The following is a 23,523-nucleotide window of genomic DNA, read 5'->3' on the forward strand; positions in this document are numbered from 1 at the left end:
CCCACCGCGGTTCAGCAACAGAGTTGGATCAGCCCGCGCTGTGGTACGTGACGTCCCAGTGGTTCGACTCGCGGTAGTAGATGTTGCCGGCGGCCGACTTCCACTTGTTGCCACCGATGGACGTGAAGGTCCCGGTGATGTAGTTGCTGACGCAGCTCGACAGCCGGTAGTCGACCTTGTAGCCGTTCCAGTGCGAGTAGGTGCCCGACGCGTGACCGGTCTCGGTGCCGCCGGTGATGGTCAGCGCGCAGCCGGACGCGCGCTTGAACGTCTTGGCTCCCGCGATGGTCGTCTGGTTGATCTGCTCGAACGACGTGCAGTTCGGACGGTTGCGGTCACTGCACCCGCCGCTCGAGGTCCAACTGATGCCTGCCGCGCGCAGCTGCGCGGTCGCCTGCGCGTGGGTGTACTTGGCCGGCGCCGCCGAGGCGACGGACGCCCCCATCAGCAGAGCGGCGAACATCGCGATCACAGCGGCGATCGTGCGAACGAACATGCTTTCTCCTTATGCCCAAACCGAAGTGCGGCACAAGGTAGGAACGACCGGTAAAGAGACGCCTAAATCGACCTTTGGCCGATCTTTGGCACTGCCGTGGACAGTCCGGTCATCAACAGCAGCAAGTCGATCGGAGCAACAAGCATGCGCATTCGCCACGCCGTCGCGGCGACCGCCATCTCACTGGGCCTGCTGGGTGGTTTCAGCGGCATCGCCCAGGCCGCCCCGGAAGGTCCTGCCGAGCAGGAGACCGCCGTCTCGCAGGTCGAGGCGGCGGCCGGGTACGGCGGCTCGATCAGCCGCACCGAGGTCATGAAGCGGGCGAAGGACTGGTGGGACCGCAAGATCCCGTACAGCCAGAGCGCCTACGCGTGGGACATCAACCACGGCAAGAAGTACCGCACGGACTGCTCCGGCTTCGTCTCCATGGCGTGGAAGCTGACCTCCAGCCGCAACACGTCCACTTTGGACGAGGTCGCCACGAAGATCACGTGGGGCGGCCTCAAGCCCGGTGACATGATCCTGCGCAACGGCCACGTGAAGCTGTTCGAGAAGTGGGCGAACGACGCCCACACCGTCGCGTGGATCTACGAGGAGGGCAGCACCGCGACCGACATGGACCACGAGAAGGTGTCGATCGCGACGCTGAAGGACGGCGGCTACGCCCCGTGGAAGTACAAGAAGATCACCGGCTGATCAGCTGATCGCGAGGCCCCACTGGGCGTGCCAGTGACGCACTTCCCCCACCTCCCTGGTGCCCAGCCGGGCGAAGATCCCCGCGGCCTCGTCCCAACAGCGGTCCGCGCCTGCGACGTCCCCCGTGCAGGCGTGGACCGCTCCGAGGTCCCGGAGGGTTCGCGCCCGCCACAACGGCAGGCCGAGGTCGTGGAACGACGTGAGCACCTCGGTCAGCGCGACGCGGGCACCGGGATGATCACCGGCAGCGAGCCGCCACTCCCCCAGCGTGCGGCGGACGAGCGCCTCGCCGAACCGGTCGCCGACGTCGCGGCAGCCGTTCAGCGCGGTGTGGATCAGCTCCTCCGCCGGGTCGAGCAAACCCTTGCGCAGCAGCACCTTCGCCCACGCCTGGGCGGTGTAGCAGCCGAGCAGCTCGTCACCGGTGCCCGCGACCATCTCGTGGGCGCGCTCGATGTGTTCCTCCGCCAGGTCCAGCTCGCCGCGGGCGCGGTGCACGAGCCCGATCCCGCGGGCGGCGAGAGCCTCACCTCTCCTGCTGCGGGCCTCGCGGTACACGGACTCCGCGTGCGCGAGCGTGTCGAACGCCGCCTCGTCGTCACCGAGTTCTCGTTTGATGGAGCCGATTCCGTAGAGCGCGTGCCCGACACCTTCGGGATCGTGCGACTCCAGCAGCTCGCGGGCTCTGCCCAACGCCTCCAGCGCGCACGGGTAGTCGCCGACGTCCCGGCAGACCATGCCGATGCCGTTCATGGCGACGGCCTCGCCGCGCTTGTCGCCCAGGTTCACGAACAACGTCTTCGCGGTGTCGAACCACGACCGCGCGTCGGCCAGGTTGTCGCGCTTGTAGTGCATCTGCCCGAGGCTGCACCGCAGCACCGCCTCGAGTCTCAGGTCGCCGGTCCGCCACACGGCTTCCAGCGCCGCCCTGTGCGTTCTTTCCCAGGCCTCGTACCGGTTTCTGAGCCCGAACCAGGCGAAGACCAGCACCTCCGCGAGCTGGCACGCCATCTCCGCGAGGTCCAGCTCCGCGGCGCGTTCGACGAGCTTGACGAGCAACGACTCCTCGCGCGCGAACCAGGCGTCCTTGTCGGTCGGGCGCGCGGCGGAGGCGACTATCCCCAGCGAGTCCTGCATGCGCGGCACGGCGAGGAAGAGCTGTTCGGTCAGTCCGTCCACCGTGGACAGAGCGGCCACCACCGCCCGGCGGACGAGGTCCTCGCGTTCCTGTTGCGGGTCTTCGGCTTCCGCGAGCTCACGAGCGTGCAGCCGCACCAGCTCGTGCATCCGGTACCGCGCGCTGCCGATGACGTCGAGCAGCCGCGCGTCGACGAGCTGGTCGAGCACGTCCTCGTCGAGCAGGTGCGCCCACAGGAAGCTCGGCACCTCGGGCAGCCCGAGGAACCCGAAGATCCGGTAGGCGCTGCGGACGTTCTCGTCGAGCGCCCGGTAGGTCAGCTCCAGGCCGGCCCGCACGGCGAGGTCGTCCGCGACCAGCTCGTCGAGTCTCGACCGCTCGTCGGAGAGCCGTCTGACGAGCTTCGAGACCGGCCAGTGCGCCCGCCCCGCCAGCCGCGCGCCGGTGATCCGCACCGCGAGCGGCAGGTACCCGCACAGCCGCGCGACCTCCCTGGCCTGGTCCGGCTCGTCCGCCACGCGGTCGTCGCCGAGGATGCGCTTGAGGAGCGTGACGGCCTCGTCGCCGCTCAGCACGTCCAACGGGATCCGGCGCACGCCTTCGAGCGAGGACAGCCTGCTGCGGCTCGTGATCAGCGTGAGGCAGCCGGGACTGCCGGGCAGCAGCGGCCTGACCTGCGACACGCTCGTGACGCCGTCCAGCACGATCACCACGCGCCGCCCGCCGACCGTGGCCCGCCACAGCGCCGCCCGTTCCTCCGCGGACTCCGGGATCCGCTCGCTCGGCACGTCCATCGCGCGCAGCAACGCGTCCAGCGCTCCCGACGGCGAGTGCAGGTCGACGAACAGCTGCCCGTCCGGATAGCGGTCCGCCAGCCGGTGCGCCGCGTGCACGGCCAGCGCCGACTTGCCGACACCCGCGGGCCCTTCGATCCACCAGACGCCGCCGTCGCTGTCGAGCAGCCTCCCGAGCTCGCCGTCCCGTCCGGTGAAGTCACCGGCGTCGCGCGGCAGGTAGTTGCGCCGGCTGTCCCGCGCGCCCTCCAGGACGTCGCGGTAGAGCTGCTGGAGCTGCTCGCCCGGCTCCACGCCCAGCTCGTCGACGAGGACCTTGCGCGTCTCCCGGAACACGCGCATCGCGTCGGCCCGCCGCCCGGCCCTGGCGAGCGCCGTCATGAGCTGACCGCGCAGCCGTTCGGCCAGCGGGTACTCGCTCACGAACGCCCCGAGCCTCTCGACGAGCTCGGCGTGGCGCCCCAGCGCCAGCTCCGCGTCCACCCACATCTCTGCGGCGGCGAGCCGTTGCACGTCGAGCGTCTGCGCGAACACCACCGGCGTGCCGCGCCACAACCGCAGCGCCTGCCCGAGCGCCTCGGCCTTGACCTTGAGGTCGGTCTCGTCCCCGGCCTGCGCGACCAGCCTGCGGAACACGTGCAGGTCGACTTCCTCGGGTTCGGAGTTGAGGACGTACCCGGCGGCCCGGTGCTCGACCGGCAACCCGGCCCTGCGCAGGCTGGAGATGTGCACCTGCAGCGATTTCCGCGCCTGCGGTGGCGGCTCCTCACCCCAGATGAGATCGATGAGCCGTTCGACCGGAACGATCTTCCCGCACTCGACCGCCAAGACGGCTAAGATCTGCGCGGGCTTCGGCGGCACGGACGGCTCGACCGGCCCCAGAATCCTGACCTCCACTGCGCCCCCACCAGTGTTGATGATTCACCAAGTTCTGCGCGGTATTGCCAAATTCTGACGCAGCCCGGCGTACCCGGTTCCGCTTCTGGGTGAAGGCCACTCGAATGGACGCAGATGTGGATGCAAGCAGACCGGGAACACTCCGTCCAGCCCACTTTCAGTGGGCATGAATGTGAACCTTTGTTGCGATTTTTACAGGCTCGCTTTGAGCCGCGCGAACTCCTCGGCCAGCGCGGGCAGCTGCCAGTGCGCGTTCAACCCGCTCGGATTGGGCAACAACCACACCCGAGCCCCACCCACCGCGTCCTGCTGAGGCCCGACCTGCGCCTTCTTGCGCCCGAACGCGGCCCGGTACACCGTCACGCCCAGCACCGCCAGAACTTTCGGTGAATACCTCTCGACTTTTTCGGCAAGCTCGACCCCGCCCGCTTTCAGTTCGTCAATTGTTAATTCGTCGGCCTTGGCACTCGGCCGCGCGACGACGTTGGTGATGCCGAGCCCCAGTTCGAGCAGCCCCTCCTGTTCGGCGGGCGCGAACTGCCTGGGGGTGAAACCGGACAAATGCAGCGCGGGCCAGAACCGGTTTCCCGGCCGCGCGAAGTGGTGCCCGGTCGCCTCCGACACGAGGCCGGGGTTGATGCCGCAGAAGAGCACGTCGAGGCCGGGCTTGATCACGTCGGCAATCACGGACCGAGCTTACGGTGTGCGGGTGACCGGCCTTCCGATCCTCTTCCTCGACGTCGACGGCCCGCTCCTCCCGTTCGGCGACGGCGTTCCCGGCACCCCGGGCCTCGCACGCCTCGACCCGATGCACGGTCCGTGGCTCGCAGCCTTGCCGTGCGAACTCATGTGGGCCACGACGTGGATGGACGAGGCGAACACCCACCTCGCTCCCCTGCTGGGCCTGCCGGAGCTGCCGGTCGCGACGTGGCCGGACGACCCGGACACCGAGGCCGCGGACGCCCGCGCGGGTCTGCACTGGAAGACCAGAGGTCTCGTGACGCTCGCGGCGGGCAGGCCGTTCGCCTGGGTCGACGACGAGCTCACCGAGTCCGACCGCGCGTGGGTCGCGAAGCACCACGGCGAAGCCCTGCTGCACAGGGTGAACCCGCGCCACGGCCTCACCGACGCCGACTACCTGGAGCTCGACACCTGGCTCCGCGCCTACGACGACACCGGCACCCGCGGCCGCGGCGTCCACATCGTGTAGCCCGCCCTCCGCGCGTCCTCCGGCGAGTGGAAGAACGCGTCGCCCTTCATCCGCTTGTAGTACGGCGATTCCGGCGTGTGGTACATCATCGTCCGCGAGTTCGCCTTGATCGTGGGCACCGCCGCGACCGGCTCCTCCATGATCGACAGCGGCGCCTCGGGGGAGGAGTCCCGCGGCCTCATCGTCAGCCACGTCAGCAGCACGCCCGCCAGGAACGCGCCCGCGCACAGCAGGAACATCTGGAAGAAGAACCCGAACACCGAACAGCTCCTAGCCCGTAGTCGTGAAGTCCTCGTCGACGCGCAGGCCCGGGGCGGCGGCGCGCAGGGCGTCGCTCAGCGAGCCCGCGCGCTCGGGGTCCGCCACGCGCGCCGAGGCGGTCAGGTGTCCTTTGTGGACGACGCCGGTGAAGTCGGTGACGCCCTGGTCCAGCACCGCCTCCAGCAGGGCGGCGGCCACGTCCGGTGAGACGGGCATGCGTTCGCCGGCGTTGGGGGTGATCATGTCGGTGATCCGGTGGGCCGCGGTCAGCGCGCGCACGGCGTCCACGACCTCCTGGCGCTCGCCCGCCGTTCCCGCCGTGCCGGCCAGCACGATCTCCGCCGAGCGCACCGCGACCACGAGGTGGCCGGGCGTCACGTCGGGCGCGGGATGGGCCGCGAGGCCCGCCGTGGCGAGCAACGCGGGCACGACGAGGGCGCCGACGAAGACGCGTTGCAGCAACTGCACGCGCCTGACCTATCTCATTCGGGCGACCCCATGCCACCACCTGGAGCAGAAGGCCCTGGACAACACGCCCGAATTCACCCGTTCGGGGTTACCTCCACGGGCGAGCCCGCGGCCACGAGGCGCCAGTCCGAACCGGTGAAGTCGGCCGGGTTCAGCACGCCCGCCGCCTTGACCCAGTCGATCAGCAGCTGGCGGATCTCCTGCTGCTGGTTGTGCAGCACGGGCGCGGACGCGATGTGCGGGAAGTCGCCGCCGCCCGCCTGCCGGTAGTTGTTCACGGCCACCGCGAACTCGAACGAGTCGGCGACCGGCTCACCGCCGAACCTCAGATCGGTGATCCGCGAGCCGACCGGCTGCGCGATGTCGATGGAGTAGGTCAGCGGCGCGGTCAGGCCGTAGGCGATGTCGAAGTTGTAGTCCGGCACGTCCGCGGACACCTCGGCCGCCGAGAACGGCCCCGGTCCGGACACCTGCCGGAAGTACCGCGCCGACTCCTCCAGGAAGTCGCGCAGCTGCGCGCCGGTCAGCCGCACGCCCACCAGTGTGTTGTCGAAGATGTAGAGCCCCGCGACGTCCCTGATGGACACCTCCCCCGCCGGGATCGCCGCCGCCCGGTTGAAGGGCGCGCACAACGACACCACCGGCAGCGACGTCGACTTCGCGATCTCCAGCGCCTGCACGTGGTTGATGAACCGCAACGCCGGTGTGTCCTCGAACCGCGAGCGCGCCGCCGACATCGCCCCGGCGCACGTGCCGATCCGCGCGTTGACGTAGTCCACGACCTTCGCGTGGTCGTGCCGCAGCAGCCGCACGATCCGCGGGTCCTCCTCCACCGAGGCGGACGACAGCACCTCCGACCGCGACGCCACAAGCTCCCAGCGCTGGTCGTAGCGCAGGTCGAACTCCATCAGCGACAGCCGCTTGCCCCAGAACAACGGCTCGGTCAGCAGCACCGGCCGTCCGGTGACCTTGTTCGTCACGAACCGCTGCGGGATCTCCACGTGGGCGTGGCCGACCAGCACCGCGTCGACGCCCGGCACCGTCTCGGCCACCAGCTCGGCGCAGTTCTCCGGGAACGGCACCTGATCCCCCAGCGACGAAGAGAGGTCCGCGCCGGAGTGCGCCGCGATCACCACGAGGTCGGACTTCGACCGCACCTCCGGCACCCAGTGCAGCGCCTGCTCCACCAGACCGGGAAACGTCAGCACGCCCTCGACGTGGGCGCGGTCCCACACCGCGATCCCGGGGTTCGTCAGCCCGAGGATCCCCACCCGCAACGGCGGCCCGCCGGTGCGCCACACCGTCTTGATCACGTACGGCGGGAACGCGGGCTGCCCGGTGGTCACGTCCAGAGCGTTGGCCGCGAGCAACGGGAACTCCAGCTGCCGCTCGAACGTCCGCAGCACCTGCAGCCCGTAGTTGAACTCGTGGTTGCCCACCGCCGCGGCGGTGTAGCCGATGGCGTTCATCGCGGCCGCCATCGGGTGCACGTGCGCCCGTGTGATCGGCTCGACCTTCGCGTAGTAGTACGCGAGCGGTGTGCCCTGGATGGTGTCACCGGCGTCGAGCAGCAACGTCCTGTGGCGCCCCACGTCCGCACGCACCTGCGAGACCAGCGTCGAGATCTTCGCGAGCCCGACGTCGTTGTGCGCGAAGTCGTCGAACTCGCGGTCGAGGTAGTAGTCCCAGTTGAACAGGTTGCCGTGCAGGTCGGTGGACCCCATGACGGTCAGCGTGAACGTGCGCAGGCCGCTCACCTCCGTCAACTCGTCGGGCCTCAAACCGAACATAGCTCCTCACAATTGACGTAACCGCCAATCGCCCGAACGGTGGACGGGTCTCACAGGTGGTACACAGGATCGCCAGCGACCATGGAGGCCATGCGCACGATGAAGTCCGAGCTCCGCAGGCCTGACGGGCAACCCGTCCGGGTGCTCGTGGTGGACGACGAGTCCACTCTGGCCGAGCTGATGACGATGGCGCTGCGCATGGAGAAGTGGGACGTCCGCACCGCCCTGGACGGCTCCACGGCCGTCACGACCGCACGGGAGTTCCGCCCGGACGCCGTCGTGCTGGACGTGATGCTGCCGGACTTCGACGGCTTCGAGGTGCTGCGGCGCATGCGGGCGGAGCAGCCGAACCTGCCGGTGCTGTTCCTGACCGCGCGCGACGCCGTGGAGGACCGCATCGCGGGCCTCACCGCGGGCGGCGACGACTACGTGACGAAGCCGTTCTCTCTCGAAGAGGTCGTGCTGCGGTTGCGTGCACTCATGCGGCGCACGGGAGTCACGGAGGAGGACGCGGGCGCACGACTCGTGGTCGGCGATCTCGCTCTGAACGAGGACACGCGCGAGGTGACACGTGGTGGTGAGCAGATCTCGTTGACCGCTACGGAGTTCGAGCTGCTGCGGTACCTGATGAGCAACCCGCGGCGCGTGCTGAGCAAGGCGCAGATCCTCGACCGGGTGTGGAGCTACGACTTCGGCGGGCAGGCGAACATCGTCGAGCTGTACATCTCCTACCTGCGCAAGAAGATCGACGCCGGGCGCGCACCGATGATCCACACGATGCGAGGCGCGGGCTATGTCCTCAAGCCTTCGTCCTAAGACGCTGCGGTCCAGGCTGATCTTCGGCCAGATCGTCGTCCTGGTGGTGCTCACGGTCGTCACCGGTGTCGTCGCGGTGTTCGCGCTGCACGAGTTCCTCACCAAGGACCTGGACCGCCAGATCGAGGACCTGGTGCAGTCCCCGGTGGGAGCGCGCGCACCGGGCATCAACGCGATGATCGTCGACGGCGAGGTCAAGGGCACCATCGAGCTGCCGCGCAAGAAGATGCGCGTGATGAACGCCCAGGAGACCGCGGCGCTGACCGGGCTCAGCCCAGGCGCCCACTCCGTCGACATGGGCGCCGAGGGCCACTTCCGCGTCAACGTGGACCAGTCGCGGATCAAGGGCCTGCCGTCCGGCCCGGTCGACGAGGTCGTGTGGCGGATGATCTGGCTCATGGTCGCCCTCACCGCGGCGGGCGTGGCGGCGGCGGCCCTGGTCGGCCGCAGGATCATCCGCCGCAGCCTGGTGCCGCTCGACCGCGTGGCCGACACCGCCACCCGCGTCTCCGAGCTGCCACTGCACCAAGGTGACGTCGCGCTCGCTGAACGCGTGCCGGACACCGATCCCGACACCGAGGTCGGCAAGGTCGGACTCGCGTTCAACCGCATGCTCGGCCACGTCGGCGACGCGCTGAAAGCCAGGCACGACAGCGAGACCCGCGTCCGCCGGTTCGTCGCGGACGCCTCCCACGAGCTGCGCACACCGCTCGCCGCCATCCGCGGCTACGCCGAGCTGACCCGCCGCTCGGAGGAGGACGTGAGCCCGCAGATCGCGCACGCCATGAGCCGCGTCGAGTCCGAGGCCGTGCGGATGACGTCGCTGGTCGAGGACATGCTGCTGCTCGCCCGCCTCGACGACGGCCGCCCGCTGGATCGCGAGGAGGTCGACCTGACCAAGCTCGTGCTGGACGTGGTCGGCGACGCGCGGATCTCCGCACCGGGCCACAGCTGGAGGATCGCGGTGCCGCCCGACCCCGTCACGGTCCAGGGCGATGTCCAGCGACTGCACCAGGTTCTCGGCAACCTGCTCTCCAACGCCCGCACGCACACCCCGCCCGGCACGACGGTCACCACCGGCCTGACCGTCCACAACGGACGGATCGACCTCACCGTCACCGACGACGGGCCGGGCATCCCGGAGGGTCTGGAGGTCTTCGAACGGTTCGCCCGCGGCGACAGCTCGCGGTCACGCGCCGCCGGCAGCACGGGGCTGGGGCTGTCCATCGTGGCCGCCGTCGTCGGCGCGCACGACGGCGAGGTGTCCGTGCAGAGCGTCCCGGGCAAGACCACGTTCACCGTCTCGCTGCGCGCCGGATGACGGCTCCCACAGCAACGGGATCAGGTCCGCCCCGCGCCGCCAGAGCCACGGAATCCCCTTGAGCAGCAACCACGCGACGTGGTGCCACACCGTCAGTTCGCGCCCGCCGGAGCACTCCAGGCTCACGTCGCCGACCCGGTGCCCGAGCGCGCGCAGCTCGGACGCGAACGCCCGCGCGAGCATCCGGTGGCCGCGCTCGGACGGGTGCAGCCGGTCGACCGCCCACGTCTGCAGCTCGTACGCGCCGGGCAACGTGTGCAGGTCCACGCACCGCACGCCGTGCCGCGCGACGACGACGTCGATCACGCGGTTGAACTCGTCGATCCGCTCCTTGAGCACCCGCCGCAACCGGCCCGGCAGCTTGAACACGCGGCCCTGGTCGTGGAACCGCACGGTGACCACGGAAGCGCCCGCGGCCGTCAGCGCGCGGCAGATGTGGTCGAGGTCCTCGTGCATCCGCCGCACGGAGAAGTCCGATCGCAGCGTGTCGTTCACACCGGCGATGACGACGGCGGCGCGGGGTTCGTCGCGCAGCGCCTGCGGCAGCTGGGTGCGCCTGACGTCGGCGAGGCGGGCACCGGAGACGGCGTAGTTGCGGTAGCCGTTGTCCTCGAACGCGGACGAGAGCAGCGGGCCGAAGCCGCGCCAGCCGCCGGGAACGAGGTCGCCGATCCCGACCGCTGTCGAGTCACCGAGTAACACCAGCACGCGACTCAGGATCATCTCGCCCGGTGATCCTGGAATGACCGTGCGGGAACGGTTCAGCGAAATGCTGGGTAAAGCGGGAGTTCGAGCACCTCGGCGCCGTAGTGGTCGACCAGTGCGCCGACCACCGCGTCGGCGTGGGAGGCGACCGTCTTCTCGCCGAGGATCAGCGCGTCGGACCGCAGGCGCACCCACCGGCCCGCCAGCACGACGCTGCGCGGTGGTGCGTTGACGACGCTCGGCATCGGCTTGGACAGCGCGCGCCACGTCGCGAGCCACACCCACAGCAGCTGCGCTTCCAGCAGACGCGGTAAGAGCACCGTGTCGTCGTCCATCTCGGGCCACACCGCCCCGACCTCGGCCCGCCACGCGGCGACCATGGCCTCGGACATGCCCGGCGGCAGGCCCCAGCCGCACCAGCACGACGGGAACGGCACGCGCAGGGCGGCGGCGTCGAACACGATGTCGCGGACGCAGCCGCCCTCGAAGTCGACGAAACGGACACCGCGCGAGGTGACCAGGTGGTTGTCCGGACAGGACGTCGAAGGGCTGAACGCGCGCCGCCGCGAGGTGCTGAACGCCCGTGCGGCCTCGGCGGCGAACTCGATGGCGTGCGGAGAGGTCTCAACGGCCAACGTGGACTCGAGCAGCGCCGGTAACCCCGCGATGGCCGCGTGCACGTCGACCGCGATCGGGTCCTGGCAGCACTGCGCACCGGCCCGGCGCATCAACGCGTCGAAGTCCGCGTCACGGCCCGCCGTCGTGGCGTGCAGGCGTCCCATGGCGTGCGCCCACGACAGCAGACCACGTTCCGCAGCGCGCGCGTCTTTCGCATGCAGCTTCTCGGACAGACGCGGCGCACGACCCAGATCTTCCAGCACGACCAGACGCGACGTCGCGTCGTGAGCGAAAAGCTCTGGCGTAGCGCGCTCTTCTGCCGGAAGCGCCGTCAGCAGCTGGTGGCTGACCGCCTCGTGCGCCCACGGGTCACGATCGCCGGAACCAGCCGGATAGCGCTTCACCACGAGCGTGCGCGGCATGGAGAACGGCGAGGAAGCGACTCTCACGCGAATGACGACGGAACGACCGGTACCCCCGAGAGCCTCGGGGTCCGCGAGGCGCACCTGTGCGCCCAGTCGCCTGGTCAGTACCCGCTCCGCCGCCCCGACAGCGTCCGCTATTTCCGGTGAAGTCGTGTCGGGAGGGCCCGCGGTGATCTCCACGCTCATCCCCTCCGACCCTACTCCCCATGTCCTCGAGCCGGACCGACGCTAATCGGGCCGGGCTGCGACCACCACCACTCGTTGATAACGGCTCGAGCTGTTCCCGGATCACCCCTTGGACAGTGGACGTGTGGAAACACCATCCGTTGCCCGGCGCCTGCGGATCAACAGAACGAGCGCGGCGGCGGCGACAATACCGATCAAGTTGATGCCCAACTGGGCAACGGCGGGCCCCACTCTGTCCCACACTCCGAGAACAGCGGCCAGCGCGGCGTAACCGGCGGCCGGAACCGTGGTGACCGAGATGAACACGCCGACCAGTGCCGCGGACTTCGCCGACGTCATCGACAGCATGCCCGCCGCGCCCGCCAGCAACGCGACGATCAGCGAGAACGGCCCGAACTGGTAGACGAAGTCGACCTGGTGCCCGTCGAACAACGACGCCCTGTCGAACAGGCCGCCGAGCTCGCCGAGCCACGTCAGCGCGGACGTGATCATCATCGCGAGCGGAAACCCGATCGCGAGCGCGAGTGTTGCTCGTCTGACCAGGTCCCACCGCTTCGCGACGAGCCCCACCGCGATGGCGGCGAGCGGGCCGAACTCCGGCCCGACGACCATCGCGCCGACGATCGTCACCGGCGAGTTCGTCGCGACGCCCACCGCCGCGAGCAGGCACGCGATGGTGAGGAACGCCTGGAAGGTGACGCTCGGCCGGGACTCCTCGCCCGACTTCGCGATCAGCTCCTCCCACACGATCACGTCCGAGCCCTCGCCCGGCGCGTTCTCCTCCGCGCGGTCGGCTGCGTCGGACAGCGACGTGTCGATCGTTTCGATCGTGACGCCACCGGTGTGGTCGATGCTGAGGTCGCACAGCGCGACGACGATCTCGTCGACGGCCTCACGCGCCACGTCGGCGGTGATGAGGTCGCCCTCGGGGTCGATCGCCGCGCCACGCAGGACCACCAGGTGGGTGGCCCCTGCGTGGTCGCGGAGGATCTTCTGGGCGGCCTCGGACTCCTCCGCCGGGCAGACCACCCGCAGCCTGAGCATTACTTCTGGTCGGGCTTGGCGTCGACGCCGGCTTCCTTGCGCTGCTGCGCGGTGATCGGCGCCGGAGCCGCGGTCAGCGGGTCGTAGCCGCCGCCGCTCTTCGGGAACGCGATGACCTCGCGGATCGAGTCGACACCCGCGAGCAGCATGCAGAGGCGGTCCCAGCCGAGCGCGATGCCGCCGTGGGGCGGGGCGCCGAACTTGAACGCGTCGAGCAGGAAGCCGAACTTCTCCTGCGCCTCCTCGGCACCGATGCCCATCACGTTGAACGCGCGCTGCTGCACGTCCGCGCGGTGGATACGGATCGAGCCACCGCCGAGCTCGTTGCCGTTGAGGATCACGTCGTAGGCGTAGGCCAGCGCGTTGCCGGGGTCGGTCTCGAAGTTGTCGATCCACTCCGGCGTCGGCGAGGTGAACGCGTGGTGCAGCGCCGTCCACTTGCCGCCACCGACCGCGACGTCACCGGCCTCGAGCTTGTCGACGGCCTCGAACATCGGGAAGTCGACGACCCACGCGAACGCCCACGCGTTCTCGTCGACCAGGCCGACGCGGTGCGCGATCTCGACACGGGCCGCACCCAGCAGGGCGCGCGCGTCACGGGCCTCGCCCGCGGCGAAGAAGATGCAGTCGCCGGGGTTGGCGCCGACCGCCTTGGCCAGGCCGTCGCGCTCGGCGTCGGTCAGGTTCTTCGCGACCGGGCCGCCGAGCGTGCCGTCCTCCTGGACCAGCACGTACGCGAGGCCCTTGTGGCCGCGCTGCTTGGCGAACTCCTGCCAGCCGTCGAGCGTGCGGCGCGGCTGGGAGGCACCACCCGGCATGACCACGGCACCGACGTACGGCGCCTGGAACACCCGGAACGTCGTGTCCTTGAAGTACTCGGTGAGCTCGGTGAGCTCGACGTCGAAGCGCAGGTCGGGCTTGTCCGAGCCGTACTTCGCCATCGCCTCGGCGTAGGAGATGCGGCGGAACGGCAGCGGCAGCTCGACGTCCTTCGTCTCCTTCCAGATGGCGGCGAGCAGCTTCTCGGTCAGCGCGATGACGTCGTCCTGCTCGACGAAGCTCATCTCGATGTCGAGCTGGGTGAACTCCGGCTGGCGGTCCGCGCGGAAGTCCTCGTCCCGGTAGCAGCGCGCGATCTGGTAGTAGCGCTCCAGGCCACCGACCATCAGCAGCTGCTTGAACAGCTGCGGCGACTGCGGCAGCGCGTACCAGGAGCCCGGACGCAGCCGCGCCGGCACCAGGAAGTCACGCGCGCCCTCGGGGGTGGAGCGGGTCAGCGTCGGCGTCTCGACCTCGACGAACTTCTCGCCGTGGAGAACCTCGCGCGCGATCCGGCTGACCTCGCTGCGCAGGCGGATGGCCTTGGCCGGGCCGCTGCGGCGCAGGTCGAGGTAGCGGTGCTTGAGACGCGCCTCCTCGCCGACCTCGCCCTCGGCCTCGACCTGGAACGGCAGCGGCGCGGCCTCGTTGAGGACCTCGAGGTCGCTCACGTAGACCTCGATGGCACCGGTGGCAAGGTCGGGGTTCTCGCTGCCCTCCGGACGCCTGCTCACGTCGCCGGTGACCTTGATGACGTACTCGCTGCGCAGGCGGTGCGCGCGCTCGGCCATCTCGCCCTCGCGGAAGACGACCTGGGCCACACCGGACGCGTCGCGCAGGTCGATGAAGATGACACCGCCGTGATCACGCCGGCGAGCGACCCACCCGGTGAGGGTGACGGACTGCCCGGCGTGCTCGGCCCGGAGTGATCCGGCCTCGTGCGTGCGCAACACGGTGGTGGCTCCTTGTAGACGAAGTCAGCTTTGCCGTCAAGGCTAGCTGGAGGCACCGACGGATTTTCACGCAGGGCTTTTCCTGCGGAAGTGATCTCGGCTGACTAGCGTCCGAGGACATGCGGATCCCGGTCGCCGTCTTCGGCATGGTCGTGATGTTCGTCGCCGCCGTCGGCGTGCTGTTCCTGGGCGTACTCGGCTTCACGCCCGTCAACGCGTGCACTGGTGCGTGCTACGCGCCGTTCATGATGGCGACGGTCGGCACGGTGGTCATCGGGCTGTCGGCGACGTTCGCGACGTGGTTCCGGGCGCTGCGGGAGCCTCGCGCGTACTGGCCGTGGATCGGTGCGGCGCTGATGGCCGCCCTCTACCTCGTAGCACTTTCAGTGGCCGAACAGGTCCTCTGATCACACGATGAACGGCGCATTTGTCCACTTGAGGTGAACAAATGCGCCGTTCATCGACTGGCTAGCTCACGCGGTCGGCGCGAGGTACAGCAGGCGGTTCGGCGAGCCCGAGCCCGGCGACGTCACCTTCGACGGCGTCGACTGCCCGATCAGGTACGAGGCGACCTGAGCCGGCGTGGCCGTCTTGTTGGTCGACAGGTACCTCGCCGCGGCACCGGCCACGTGCGGGGTCGCCATCGACGTGCCCGAGATGGAGTTGGTGGCGCTGTCGGACGTGTTCCACGCCGACGTGATGCTGCTGCCCGGCGCGAAGATGTCCAGGAGCGAGCCGTAGTTCGAGTAGGACGCGCGGGCGTCGGTGTTCGTCGTGGCGCCAACGGTGATCGCCTCGGCCACGCGGGCCGGGGAGAAGCCGGACGCGTTGGCGTTGGAGTTGCCGGCCGCGACCGCGAAGGTCACGCCCTTGGCGATGGCGTTCTTCACGGCCGTGTCGAGCGTGGCGTTGGCGCTGCCGCCGAGCGACAGGTTCGCGACGGCCGGCTTGACGGCGTTGTTGCCGACCCAGTCGATGCCCGCCGCGACACCGGCGAGGGTGCCGGAGCCGTTGTTGTCGAGCACGCGGACGGCGACGATCTTGGCGGCCTTCGCGACGCCGTACTGCGAGCCCGCGATGGTGCCCGCGACGTGCGTGCCGTGGCCGTTGCCGTCCTGCGCGACGTTGTCGTTGTCCACGAAGTCACGGCCGTTGGAAGCGCGGCCACCGAACGTCGAGTGGCTGATGCGCACACCGGTGTCGATGACGTACGCGGTGACGCCCGCTCCGGTCGAGGTGTAGCTGTACGACTGGTTGAGCGGCAGGTTGCGCTGGTCGATGCGGTCGAGACCCCACGACGGCGGATTCGTCTGCGTGGCCTGCGTGTGCACGACCTGGTCCGCCTCGACGAACTCGACGGACGGGTCGGCGGCCAGGCGCTTGGCCTGCTTCTCCGTCAGCTTCACGTTGAAGCCGCCGAAGCTCGTGTACTCGCGCTCCACCGTCCCGCCGAAGCGCGAAGCCAGGGCGTGGGAGTTCGCCTTGCCCTCCTTCAGCTTCACGATGAAGCTGCCGGCGATCTTCTCGGGGGCGCTGAGGGACAGGACCTCGCCCTCCGCGGCGTAAGCGTTGGGGATCATCAGGACCGACATGGCGAGGGTCGCCGCGCCGGCACCGGCGAGGAACCGGATCTTTCGCGTCATGTTGTGCATTCCGTTCTTTGCAGGGGAACGAAGCACTTTCGACGTTATGGATCGATCCGGTTCCTGCCAAGGGTGTCCTAAAGATTAAGACGCGCCTGAGAATTCACCTTTCACAGGGATGGCGGCCAGTGAAGGATACGAGTGACGGGTGGCGTGCCCGGTGTGCCCGTGGTAACCAGTGCGCGCTCGACCTGTGCGGGAGTGGCCGCACGGTTGAACTCCAGGTACCGCGCGGCGACTCCGGCCGCGTGCGGCGCGGCCATCGAGGTGCCGGAGATGGTGTTCGTGGCGGTGTCGTTGGTGTTCCAGGTGGACGGAATGCTGACGCCCGGCGCGTAGAGGTCGACCAGCGGGCCGTAGTTCGACGAGGACGCCTTGGTGTCGGTCGACGTCAACGCACCCACGCAGATCGCCTCCGCGACCCGTTGCGGAGAGGTGTTCTTCGGATCGGTGTTGCTGCCACCGGCCGCGAGCGTGTACGAGACGCCGGAAGCGATCGAACGCCGCACCGCGTCGTCCAGCGTCACGGAAGCGCTGCCGCCCAAGGACATGTTCGCCACAGCGGGCTTGACGGCGTTCTTCGTCACCCAGTCGATGCCCGCGATCACACCGGCGATCGTGCCGCTGCCGTTGTCGCCGAGCACCTTGACGGCCCACACGGTGGAGCGCTTGGCGACGCCGTGCTTCGTGCCCGCGGCGATCCCGGCGACGTGCGTGCCGTGGCCGTTGCCGTCCTGCGCGATCGCGTCGTTGTCGATGAAGTCCCAGCCGTTCCTGGCCCGGCCGCCGAAGTCGGTGTGCGTCACGCGGATGCCGGTGTCGAGCACGTAGATGTTCACGCCTTGACCGGTGCTCGTGTAGGAGTACTTGCGGTCCAACGGCAACGCGCGCTGGTCGATCCGGTCCAGCCCCCACGGCGGGTCGAGCTGCGTGCTGTTCGCGTGCACGATCCCGTCACGTTCCACATGAGACACGTTGGGGTCGGCCTTCAGCGCACGCAGCTGTGCAGCGGTCAGCCGCGCGCTGAAACCGTTGAAAACACTGGTGTACCGGTGCTCCACGGCACCGCTGAACGACGACACCGCGCCGTCCTTCATCACCACGATGTACGAGGACGTGGCCGCGGACGCCGGGGCGACCACGACCGCTGCCGCCAGGGCGGCGACTGCCAGCAGGGCTCTCACGTGCGAACTTCCTTTCCTTGCAGGGAAAACGGCCCCGGCTCGCAGGGAGCCGGGGCCGCACATCAGGGGTCGTCAGCTGGTCGGCGGCCAGTACAGGAGCCTGGTCGTCGTGCCGGCGCCGGGGTTGGTCACCTTGCCGTTGGTGGCGTTGGACTTGATCGCGGACTCCACCTGCGCGGGCGTCACGTTGAAGTTGCCCTGCAGGTACCGAGCCACCACGCCGGCGACGTGCGGCGTCGCCATCGAGGTGCCGGAGATGGTGTTCGTGGCGGTGTCACTGGTGTTCCACGCCGACGTGATGTCACGGCCGGGCGCGAAGACGTCCACGACGGCGCCGAAGTTGGAGAACGAGGAGCGAGCGTCGTTGCGGTCGGTCGACCCCACGGTGATCGCGGTCGCCACGCGGGCCGGGGAGAAGGTGTTGGCGTTGGCGTTGGAGTTGCCCGCCGCCACCGCGAACGTGACACCGCGCGTGATCGCACCGGCGACGGCGCTGTCGAGCGAGGAGTTCGCGCTGCCGCCGAGCGACATGTTCGCCACCGCGGGCTTGACGTGGTTCGCGGCCACCCAGTTGATGCCCGCGTTGACCCCGGCGAGCGTGCCGGAGCCCTGGTTGTTCAGCACGCGCACGGCGATGATGTTCGCCGCCTTCGCCACACCGTACTGAGAACCGGCGATGGTGCCGGCGACGTGCGTGCCGTGGCCGTTGCCGTCCTGCGCGACGGCGTCGTTGTCGACGAAGTCGTAGCCGTTCTTGGCGCGGCCGCCGAACGTCTGGTGGGTGATGCGGACACCCGTGTCGATGACGTAGGCGTTCACGCCGGAACCGGTGGTGTTGTAGGTGTAGCGCTGGTCGAGCGGCAGGTTGCGCTGGTCGATTCGGTCGAGACCCCACGACGGCGGGTTCGTCTGCGTGGCCTGGACGCTGAGGACCTGGTCGCGTTCCACGTACTCGACGGACGGATCGGCCGCGAGTCTGCGGGCCTGGGCGTCGGACATCTTGACCGAGAAGCCCTTGAACACGGTGTCGTAGACGTACTCGATCTGGCCGCCGAACCGGGCACCGAGAGTCGCGGCACTCGCGGTGATCCGGTCGTCCTTCAGCTTCACGACGAAGCTGCCGGGGATGTTGTTCGCGCCCTCGAAGGTGCGGATCTCGCCCACGGCGGCGGAAGCGGGTGCCGCGAAGGCGGCGACCACGACCGCCGAGCCCAGCAGGATTGCTGTCTTGCGCATTGTGTTGTCCTGTTCGTCGCAGGGATGCTCAGGAACCCGAAGGGGACTATTGGCGGCGTAATAGGCCCGAGATCTGAACTTTCCGGGTTTCGAACCGGCGCAAAACCGCCGATCGGCTGTACCGCCTTCCCTTTGCTGCCGATAGCCTTCCGATCTTGACTCCGTGAAACGGAGGCGTGATGCTGACGATTTACCCACCCCGCGAGGAGCTCGCCGACCTGTTGGTGACGGGTCCGTTCGCGGACGCGTTGCGGGTCGCGATCCAGCTGAGAGGCCTCAGCCTGGAACGGCTGCAGCACCGGTTGCGGATGCGCGGCGCGCCGATCAGCGTGACGGCGCTGAGCTACTGGCAGTCCGGCAGGCGCAGACCCGAGCGGCCGGAGTCGATGATGGCGCTCGCCCACCTCGAGGACGTGCTCGGGCTCCAGGAGAACGCGCTGTCCCGGCTCCTCGGCCCACCACGGCCGCGCGGGCGTTCCCGCAGGCGGGAGCTGTCGGCACGGGCGCAGTGGGACAGCTCAGGGCTGGTGCTGACCGCGCAGCACGACCGGGTCGACGTCGCGCCCTGCGGCGGTGTGCGCGGCGTCCGGTCACGCCAGGTCGTGCAGGCGAGAACGGCCGATGTGGACCGCTGGATCCTGTGCCAGGAAACGGGATCGGCGCAGCCCGCGCTGACGGCCGTGCGGTCCTGCCGGGTCGGCCGGGTCGCCCGCGAGCGCACGAACGGCGTCCTCGTCGCGGAGCTGTTGTTCGACGAACCACTGGCCGCCGGCACCTCGATCGCGATCGAGTACGAATTGATCTATCCACACCCGACGGTCGAGCACACGCATTTCCGCCGGTTCGCCGAACGGGTGCACGACTACGTCCTGGAGATCAAATTCCCGGCCGAGTCCCCGCCCGCTTCCTGCGAGCAATTCGCGTCGGGCCCGGCGGGAACGGAAATGTTCGGCGGCGCACGCCCGGCTCCGGTGGACGCCTGGGGTTACGCGCACGCCGCCGCGCTGGACTTCGGGCCGGGCCTCTACGGGATGCGCTGGACCGCGGCCGCGAACGCCTCCGGGTCGTCGACCCAGGGGAAGTGACCGGCGCCGGGCTGCACGACGAGCCGCGCGCGTGGGAACAGGTCCGCGTACTCCTGCGCGCGCTCGGGCGGCAAAGCGACGTCCAGCTCTCCTGCGATCAGAACCGTTGGCACGTCGAGGTTCTTGAGCTCCTCGCGGACCTTCCGCGGATCGAACGCGCCTTCGGCGTAGAACTCCTGGGCGGCCTCGGGGTTGCGGGGGTGGTCGTCCAGCGCCCGCGCCTCGTCGTCCCAGCGGCCGTGCCAGAACGGGTTGATCTTCGCGAACGCCTCCGGCGTCACGTTGCCCGCCCAGATCTCCTCGAACCCCTTGATCGCCTCGGCGTACCAGGGCTCTCCGCTGCGCCGTAGAGCGACTTCCCTGCGGTCCTCATCCGTGACGTCGATGCCGACCACGCGCGGGCTGGGTGCGACGAGAACGAGTTCCTTGACGTGCTGAGGGAATCGCACGGCGTACAGGATGGCGAGGGTGCCGCCCGCCGAGTGGCCGAGCAGGCTGATCTGGTCGAAGCCCAGGTGCCGCCGGAGCGCTTCCACGTCGTCCACCTGGTGGTCCACCCGGTAGGTCTCCTCCGGCGCCTTCTCGGAATCGCCGGTGCCGCGCAGGTCGAGCCTGACCACGTTCTCGAGCGGCAGTCCGCCGATGTAGGACGACGCCTGCATCGGCCCTCCCGGCAGGCCGATCAACGGGTGATCGCCTGCCGGGCCGTGGTACGCGAGCTTGACGCCGTCGTCCGTGCTGAAGGTCCCCATGCCTCGCAGTCTGTCAGTAGGACCTGGGCAGCTTCAGGCTGTTCTGCGCGACGAAGTTGAGCACCATCTCCCGGCTGACGGGCGCGATCCGGGCCATCCGGGACATGCCGAGCATCGACGCGAGGCCGAACTCGGAGGTCAGCCCGTTGCCGCCGTGGGTCTGGATCGCCTGGTCGACGGCCGCCGCGATGGCCTCGCCCGCCGCGTACTTGGCCATGTTCGCGGCCTCACCCGCCTCCTTGTCACGACCGGAGTCGTAGAGCGCGGCCGCCTTCTGGGTCATCAACCTGGCCAGCTCGATCTCGATGTGGATCTTCGCCAGCGGGTGCGCGAGGCCCTGGTGCGAGCCGATCGGGCTGTCCCAGACGGTGCGCTGCTGGGCGTACGTGACGGCCTTGCTGATCGCGAGCCGCGCCGAGCCGGTCGCCATGCTCGCACCCATGATCCGTTCGGGGTTGAGGCCCGCGAAGACCTGGAGCAGCCCCTGGTCCGGTGATCCGACGACCGCGTCCGACGGCAGCCGCACGTCGTCGAAGAACAGCGTGAACTGCTTCTCCGGTGCGACCAGGTCCATGTCGATCTGGTGCCAGGTGAAGCCCTCGGCGTTCGTCGGGACGACCACGAGCACCGGTCCGGTCTGCTGGATGGCGACCACGAGCACGGCGTCGACCTCGTCGATGCCGGAGATGTAGGTCTTGGTGCCCTTGAGGATCCAGTCGTCACCGTCGCGGCGGACGTTCGTCCTGAGCTTGTGCGAGTTGGATCCCGCGTCCGGCTCGGTGATCGCGAACGCCATCTTGAGCGTGCCGTCCGCGAAACCGGGCAGCCACTTGGACTTCTGCTCGTCGGTGCCGAACCGGGCGATCACCGTGGCGCAGATGGCCGGCGAGACCACCATGAGCAGCAACGGACATCCCGCCGCCGCCAGCTCCTCGCACACTGCGGCGAGGTCGCCGATGCCACCGCCACCGCCGCCGTACTCATCGGGCACGGCGACGCCGAGGTAGCCGAGCTTGCCGGCCTCCTCCCACAGCTCGGTCGTCTTCTCCCCCGCCCTGGCCTTGGCGATGAAGTAGTCGTGGCCGTACTTGGCACCGAACTCGGCGACCGCCTTGCGCAGCGCGATCCGCTCTTCGGACTCGACGAAGCTCACGATTCCTCCACTACGGCGAGAACGTCTCCGGCGTTGACCTGCTGAGACTGTTCGACGAGAAGTTCGGTGACGGTGCCCGCGCTCGTCGCGAGCACGCGGTGTTCCATCTTCATGGCTTCCAGCACCAGCAGTTCCGCGCCTGCCTCGACCTGGTCGCCCTGCCCGACGCTGACCCGGACGACGGTGCCGGGCATCGGGGCGACGGTGGCGCCCGGCGCGAGCTTGGTCTCCGGTTCGGGGAAGCGCGGCACGACCCTCAGCGAGACCGACCCGCGCGGCGAGTCGACCTCGACCAGATCGCCGTACGCGGCGACGTGGAACGGGGTGCGCACGCCGTCCAGGTCCAGCGTGATCACGCCGGGGGTGGCCTGCTTCGGGTCGTAGGCGACCTCGATCTCGCGGTCCCCGAACAGGAACTTCGCCTTCGGCTGCTGCGAGCGCACGTTCCGCCAGCCGAGCGGCAGGGTCCCGATCCTGCGACCAGCAGCCTGGGCGAGTGCCGCAGCGAGCGCAAACGGTTGCGGATCAACGGTCCTGGTGAAGTCGTGCTCGGCGAGGAACCCGGTGTGCGTGTCGCCGTCGAGGAACGCGTCGTTCTGAAGGATGTCCACGAGCAGCGCGCGGTTCGTGACCAGGCCGTGGATCTGGGCGTTCTCCAGCGCCGTCGCGAGCTTGCGGGCCGCCCCGGCCCTGGTCGGCGCGTACGCGATGACCTTGGCCAGCATGGGGTCGTAGTGGACCGAGACCACCGAGCCGTCCTCGACACCGCTGTCGAGCCGGACGTCACCGGGCACGTGGAACCGGTGCAGGGCGCCGCTCGCCGGACGCCAGTCGTGGTCGGGGTCCTCGGCGTAGAGGCGGACCTCGATGGCGTGCCCGCTCGGTTCCGGCGTCTCGCTCGGCAGCCGAGCGCCTTCCGCGATCCTCAGCTGCCAGTCGACGAGATCGACGCCGTACACCAGTTCGGTGACCGGGTGCTCGACCTGGAGGCGCGTGTTGACCTCCAGGAAGTGGAAGTCCTCGCCCTTCAGCATGAACTCGACAGTGCCCGCGCCGACGTACCCGATCGACTCGGCCGCGGCCGTCGCCGCCGCGAACAAACGCTTGCGCACGTCGTCGGTGACCGCCGGGCTCGGCGACTCCTCGACGATCTTCTGGTGCCGGCGCTGGATCGAGCACTCGCGTTCGCCGAGCGCCCACACCGTGCCGTGCGCGTCCGCGAGGATCTGCACCTCGACGTGCCGGGCGTGCTCCAGCAGCGGCTCGCAGAACACCGTCGAGTCACCGAACGCCGACTCGGCCTCACGTCGGGCGCTGGCCAGGGCGTCGGCGAACTCCTCGTGCTCGCGCACGATCCGCATGCCGCGTCCGCCGCCACCAGCGGATGCCTTGATCAGCACCGGGAACTCGGTGACTGTCTCGGGATCCAGTTCCGGCAGCGTCGGCACGCCCGCGGCCGCCATCCGCTTCTTCGCGGCGACCTTGGAGCCCATCGCCTCGATGGAGTCCGGCTCCGGTCCGACCCAGGTCAGGCCCGCCGCCTGGACCTTGCGTGCGAAGTCGGCGTTCTCGCTGAGGAACCCGTAACCGGGGTGAACGGCGTCCGCACCGGCCTTGACCGCCGCCTCGACGAGCAGGTCGGCGCGGAGGTAGGTCTCGGCCGGTGACGCACCCGGCAGGTTGACCGCGAAGTCGGCCTCCCGGACGTGCGGGGCGGCGGCGTCCGGGTCGGAGAACACCGCGACCGTGCGAATCCCGTTGGCCTGACAGGTGCGGATGATCCTGCGGGCGATCTCGCCGCGGTTGGCGATCAGGAGTGTCTTGATCACTTCG

General features: G+C 69.4%; 21 protein-coding genes and 1 pseudogene. 6 read left to right on the forward strand and 16 right to left on the reverse strand.

All coding sequences use genetic code 11. The features are described from left to right. Positions 1–28: 28 nt before the first annotated feature. The gene (locus ACFOWZ_RS30835; protein ID WP_382377426.1) at positions 29–496 is read right to left on the reverse strand and encodes a hypothetical protein; all 468 of its coding nucleotides are present in this window, start codon (positions 494–496) and stop codon (positions 29–31) included. A 144-nt stretch (positions 497–640) separates the two neighbouring features. Here ACFOWZ_RS30835 and ACFOWZ_RS30840 point away from each other — a divergent pair, with 144 nt between their 5' ends. Further along, a complete protein-coding gene (locus ACFOWZ_RS30840; RefSeq protein WP_382377427.1) occupies positions 641–1,192 on the forward strand; it encodes a hypothetical protein in 552 nt (183 codons plus the stop codon). Here the strand turns inward: ACFOWZ_RS30840 and ACFOWZ_RS30845 are convergent, their stop codons facing one another. Next, on the reverse strand, positions 1,193–4,021 hold the full coding sequence (locus ACFOWZ_RS30845; protein WP_382377428.1) for an AfsR/SARP family transcriptional regulator: 2,829 nt from the start codon (positions 4,019–4,021) through the stop codon (positions 1,193–1,195). Between the two features lie 192 nt (positions 4,022–4,213). Continuing rightward, complete coding sequence (mug, locus tag ACFOWZ_RS30850; protein WP_382377430.1) at positions 4,214–4,708, reverse strand: G/U mismatch-specific DNA glycosylase; 495 nt, start codon at positions 4,706–4,708, stop codon at positions 4,214–4,216. Positions 4,709–4,730: 22 nt separating this feature from the next. Between mug and ACFOWZ_RS30855 the strand changes: the two genes are divergently transcribed. Then, positions 4,731–5,231 carry a hypothetical protein gene (locus ACFOWZ_RS30855; protein ID WP_382377431.1) on the forward strand — a complete coding sequence of 167 codons (501 nt, stop codon included), beginning with the start codon at positions 4,731–4,733 and terminating at the stop codon, positions 5,229–5,231. Here ACFOWZ_RS30855 and ACFOWZ_RS30860 read toward each other — a convergent pair. The 3 genes from ACFOWZ_RS30860 to ACFOWZ_RS30870 form a co-directional block, all read right to left on the reverse strand. Continuing rightward, the gene (locus ACFOWZ_RS30860; protein WP_382377432.1) at positions 5,186–5,491 is read right to left on the reverse strand and encodes a sunset domain-containing protein; all 306 of its coding nucleotides are present in this window, start codon (positions 5,489–5,491) and stop codon (positions 5,186–5,188) included. The two genes, ACFOWZ_RS30855 and ACFOWZ_RS30860, sit on opposite strands and share 46 nt — an antisense overlap. A gap of 10 nt (positions 5,492–5,501) precedes the next feature. After that, a complete protein-coding gene (locus ACFOWZ_RS30865; protein ID WP_382377433.1) occupies positions 5,502–5,960 on the reverse strand; it encodes a hypothetical protein in 459 nt (152 codons plus the stop codon). A gap of 74 nt (positions 5,961–6,034) precedes the next feature. After that, complete coding sequence (locus tag ACFOWZ_RS30870) at positions 6,035–7,750, reverse strand: bifunctional metallophosphatase/5'-nucleotidase (protein ID WP_382377434.1); 1,716 nt, start codon at positions 7,748–7,750, stop codon at positions 6,035–6,037. A gap of 99 nt (positions 7,751–7,849) precedes the next feature. Here ACFOWZ_RS30870 and ACFOWZ_RS30875 point away from each other — a divergent pair, with 99 nt between their 5' ends. Continuing rightward, the gene (locus ACFOWZ_RS30875; RefSeq protein WP_428829547.1) at positions 7,850–8,566 is read left to right on the forward strand and encodes a response regulator transcription factor; all 717 of its coding nucleotides are present in this window, start codon (positions 7,850–7,852) and stop codon (positions 8,564–8,566) included. Then, entirely contained in the window at positions 8,544–9,887 is a 1,344-nt protein-coding gene (locus ACFOWZ_RS30880) for a sensor histidine kinase (RefSeq protein WP_382377435.1), read from the forward strand. The genes ACFOWZ_RS30875 and ACFOWZ_RS30880 overlap by 23 nt, the downstream gene beginning before the upstream one ends. Positions 9,888–10,067: 180 nt before the next feature. Here the strand turns inward: ACFOWZ_RS30880 and ACFOWZ_RS30885 are convergent. From ACFOWZ_RS30885 to aspS, 4 genes and pseudogenes are all read right to left on the reverse strand, one after another. Beyond that, positions 10,068–10,610, reverse strand: a pseudogene (locus ACFOWZ_RS30885) (SGNH/GDSL hydrolase family protein); the annotation flags it as partial. A gap of 38 nt (positions 10,611–10,648) precedes the next feature. Continuing rightward, on the reverse strand, positions 10,649–11,821 hold the full coding sequence (locus ACFOWZ_RS30890) for a hypothetical protein (RefSeq protein ID WP_382377436.1): 1,173 nt from the start codon (positions 11,819–11,821) through the stop codon (positions 10,649–10,651). Positions 11,822–11,923: 102 nt separating this feature from the next. Next, a complete protein-coding gene (locus ACFOWZ_RS30895; RefSeq protein WP_382377437.1) occupies positions 11,924–12,865 on the reverse strand; it encodes a DUF389 domain-containing protein in 942 nt (313 codons plus the stop codon). Continuing rightward, positions 12,865–14,637, reverse strand: coding sequence for an aspartate--tRNA ligase (gene aspS, locus ACFOWZ_RS30900; protein WP_382377438.1), 1,773 nt, complete (start codon positions 14,635–14,637; stop codon positions 12,865–12,867). The genes ACFOWZ_RS30895 and aspS overlap by 1 nt, the downstream gene beginning before the upstream one ends. A 119-nt stretch (positions 14,638–14,756) precedes the next feature. Here aspS and ACFOWZ_RS30905 point away from each other — a divergent pair, with 119 nt between their 5' ends. After that, positions 14,757–15,044, forward strand: coding sequence for a hypothetical protein (locus ACFOWZ_RS30905; protein ID WP_382377439.1), 288 nt, complete (start codon positions 14,757–14,759; stop codon positions 15,042–15,044). A gap of 66 nt (positions 15,045–15,110) precedes the next feature. Here the strand turns inward: ACFOWZ_RS30905 and ACFOWZ_RS30910 are convergent, their stop codons facing one another. The 3 genes from ACFOWZ_RS30910 to ACFOWZ_RS30920 form a co-directional block, all read right to left on the reverse strand. Next, the gene (locus ACFOWZ_RS30910; RefSeq protein ID WP_382377440.1) at positions 15,111–16,289 is read right to left on the reverse strand and encodes a S8 family peptidase; all 1,179 of its coding nucleotides are present in this window, start codon (positions 16,287–16,289) and stop codon (positions 15,111–15,113) included. A 101-nt stretch (positions 16,290–16,390) separates the two neighbouring features. Then, positions 16,391–17,464: a S8 family peptidase gene (locus tag ACFOWZ_RS30915; protein ID WP_382377441.1), complete on the reverse strand. Its 1,074-nt coding sequence runs from the start codon at positions 17,462–17,464 to the stop codon at positions 16,391–16,393. Positions 17,465–17,536: 72 nt separating this feature from the next. After that, complete coding sequence (locus ACFOWZ_RS30920; RefSeq protein WP_382377443.1) at positions 17,537–18,700, reverse strand: S8 family peptidase; 1,164 nt, start codon at positions 18,698–18,700, stop codon at positions 17,537–17,539. A 179-nt stretch (positions 18,701–18,879) separates the two neighbouring features. On the opposite strand from ACFOWZ_RS30920, the gene ACFOWZ_RS30925 reads away from it, so the two are divergent. After that, a complete protein-coding gene (locus ACFOWZ_RS30925; protein WP_382377444.1) occupies positions 18,880–19,785 on the forward strand; it encodes a hypothetical protein in 906 nt (301 codons plus the stop codon). On the opposite strand, the gene ACFOWZ_RS30930 is transcribed toward ACFOWZ_RS30925, so the two are convergent. The 3 genes from ACFOWZ_RS30930 to ACFOWZ_RS30940 are packed head-to-tail and all read right to left on the reverse strand — an operon-like array spanning position 19,725 to position 23,519. Continuing rightward, a complete protein-coding gene (locus ACFOWZ_RS30930) occupies positions 19,725–20,537 on the reverse strand; it encodes an alpha/beta fold hydrolase (RefSeq protein ID WP_382377445.1) in 813 nt (270 codons plus the stop codon). The two genes, ACFOWZ_RS30925 and ACFOWZ_RS30930, sit on opposite strands and share 61 nt — an antisense overlap. Before the next feature lie 13 nt (positions 20,538–20,550). Continuing rightward, positions 20,551–21,690, reverse strand: coding sequence for an acyl-CoA dehydrogenase family protein (locus ACFOWZ_RS30935; RefSeq protein WP_382377446.1), 1,140 nt, complete (start codon positions 21,688–21,690; stop codon positions 20,551–20,553). Next, positions 21,687–23,519 (reverse strand): ATP-binding protein, encoded by a 1,833-nt coding sequence (locus ACFOWZ_RS30940; RefSeq protein ID WP_382377447.1) that lies wholly within the window; start codon positions 23,517–23,519, stop codon positions 21,687–21,689. The genes ACFOWZ_RS30935 and ACFOWZ_RS30940 overlap by 4 nt, the downstream gene beginning before the upstream one ends. Positions 23,520–23,523 lie beyond the last annotated feature (4 nt).

It is taken from the genome of Lentzea rhizosphaerae (assembly GCF_042649515.1).
GTDB lineage: Bacteria > Actinomycetota > Actinomycetes > Mycobacteriales > Pseudonocardiaceae > Lentzea > Lentzea aerocolonigenes.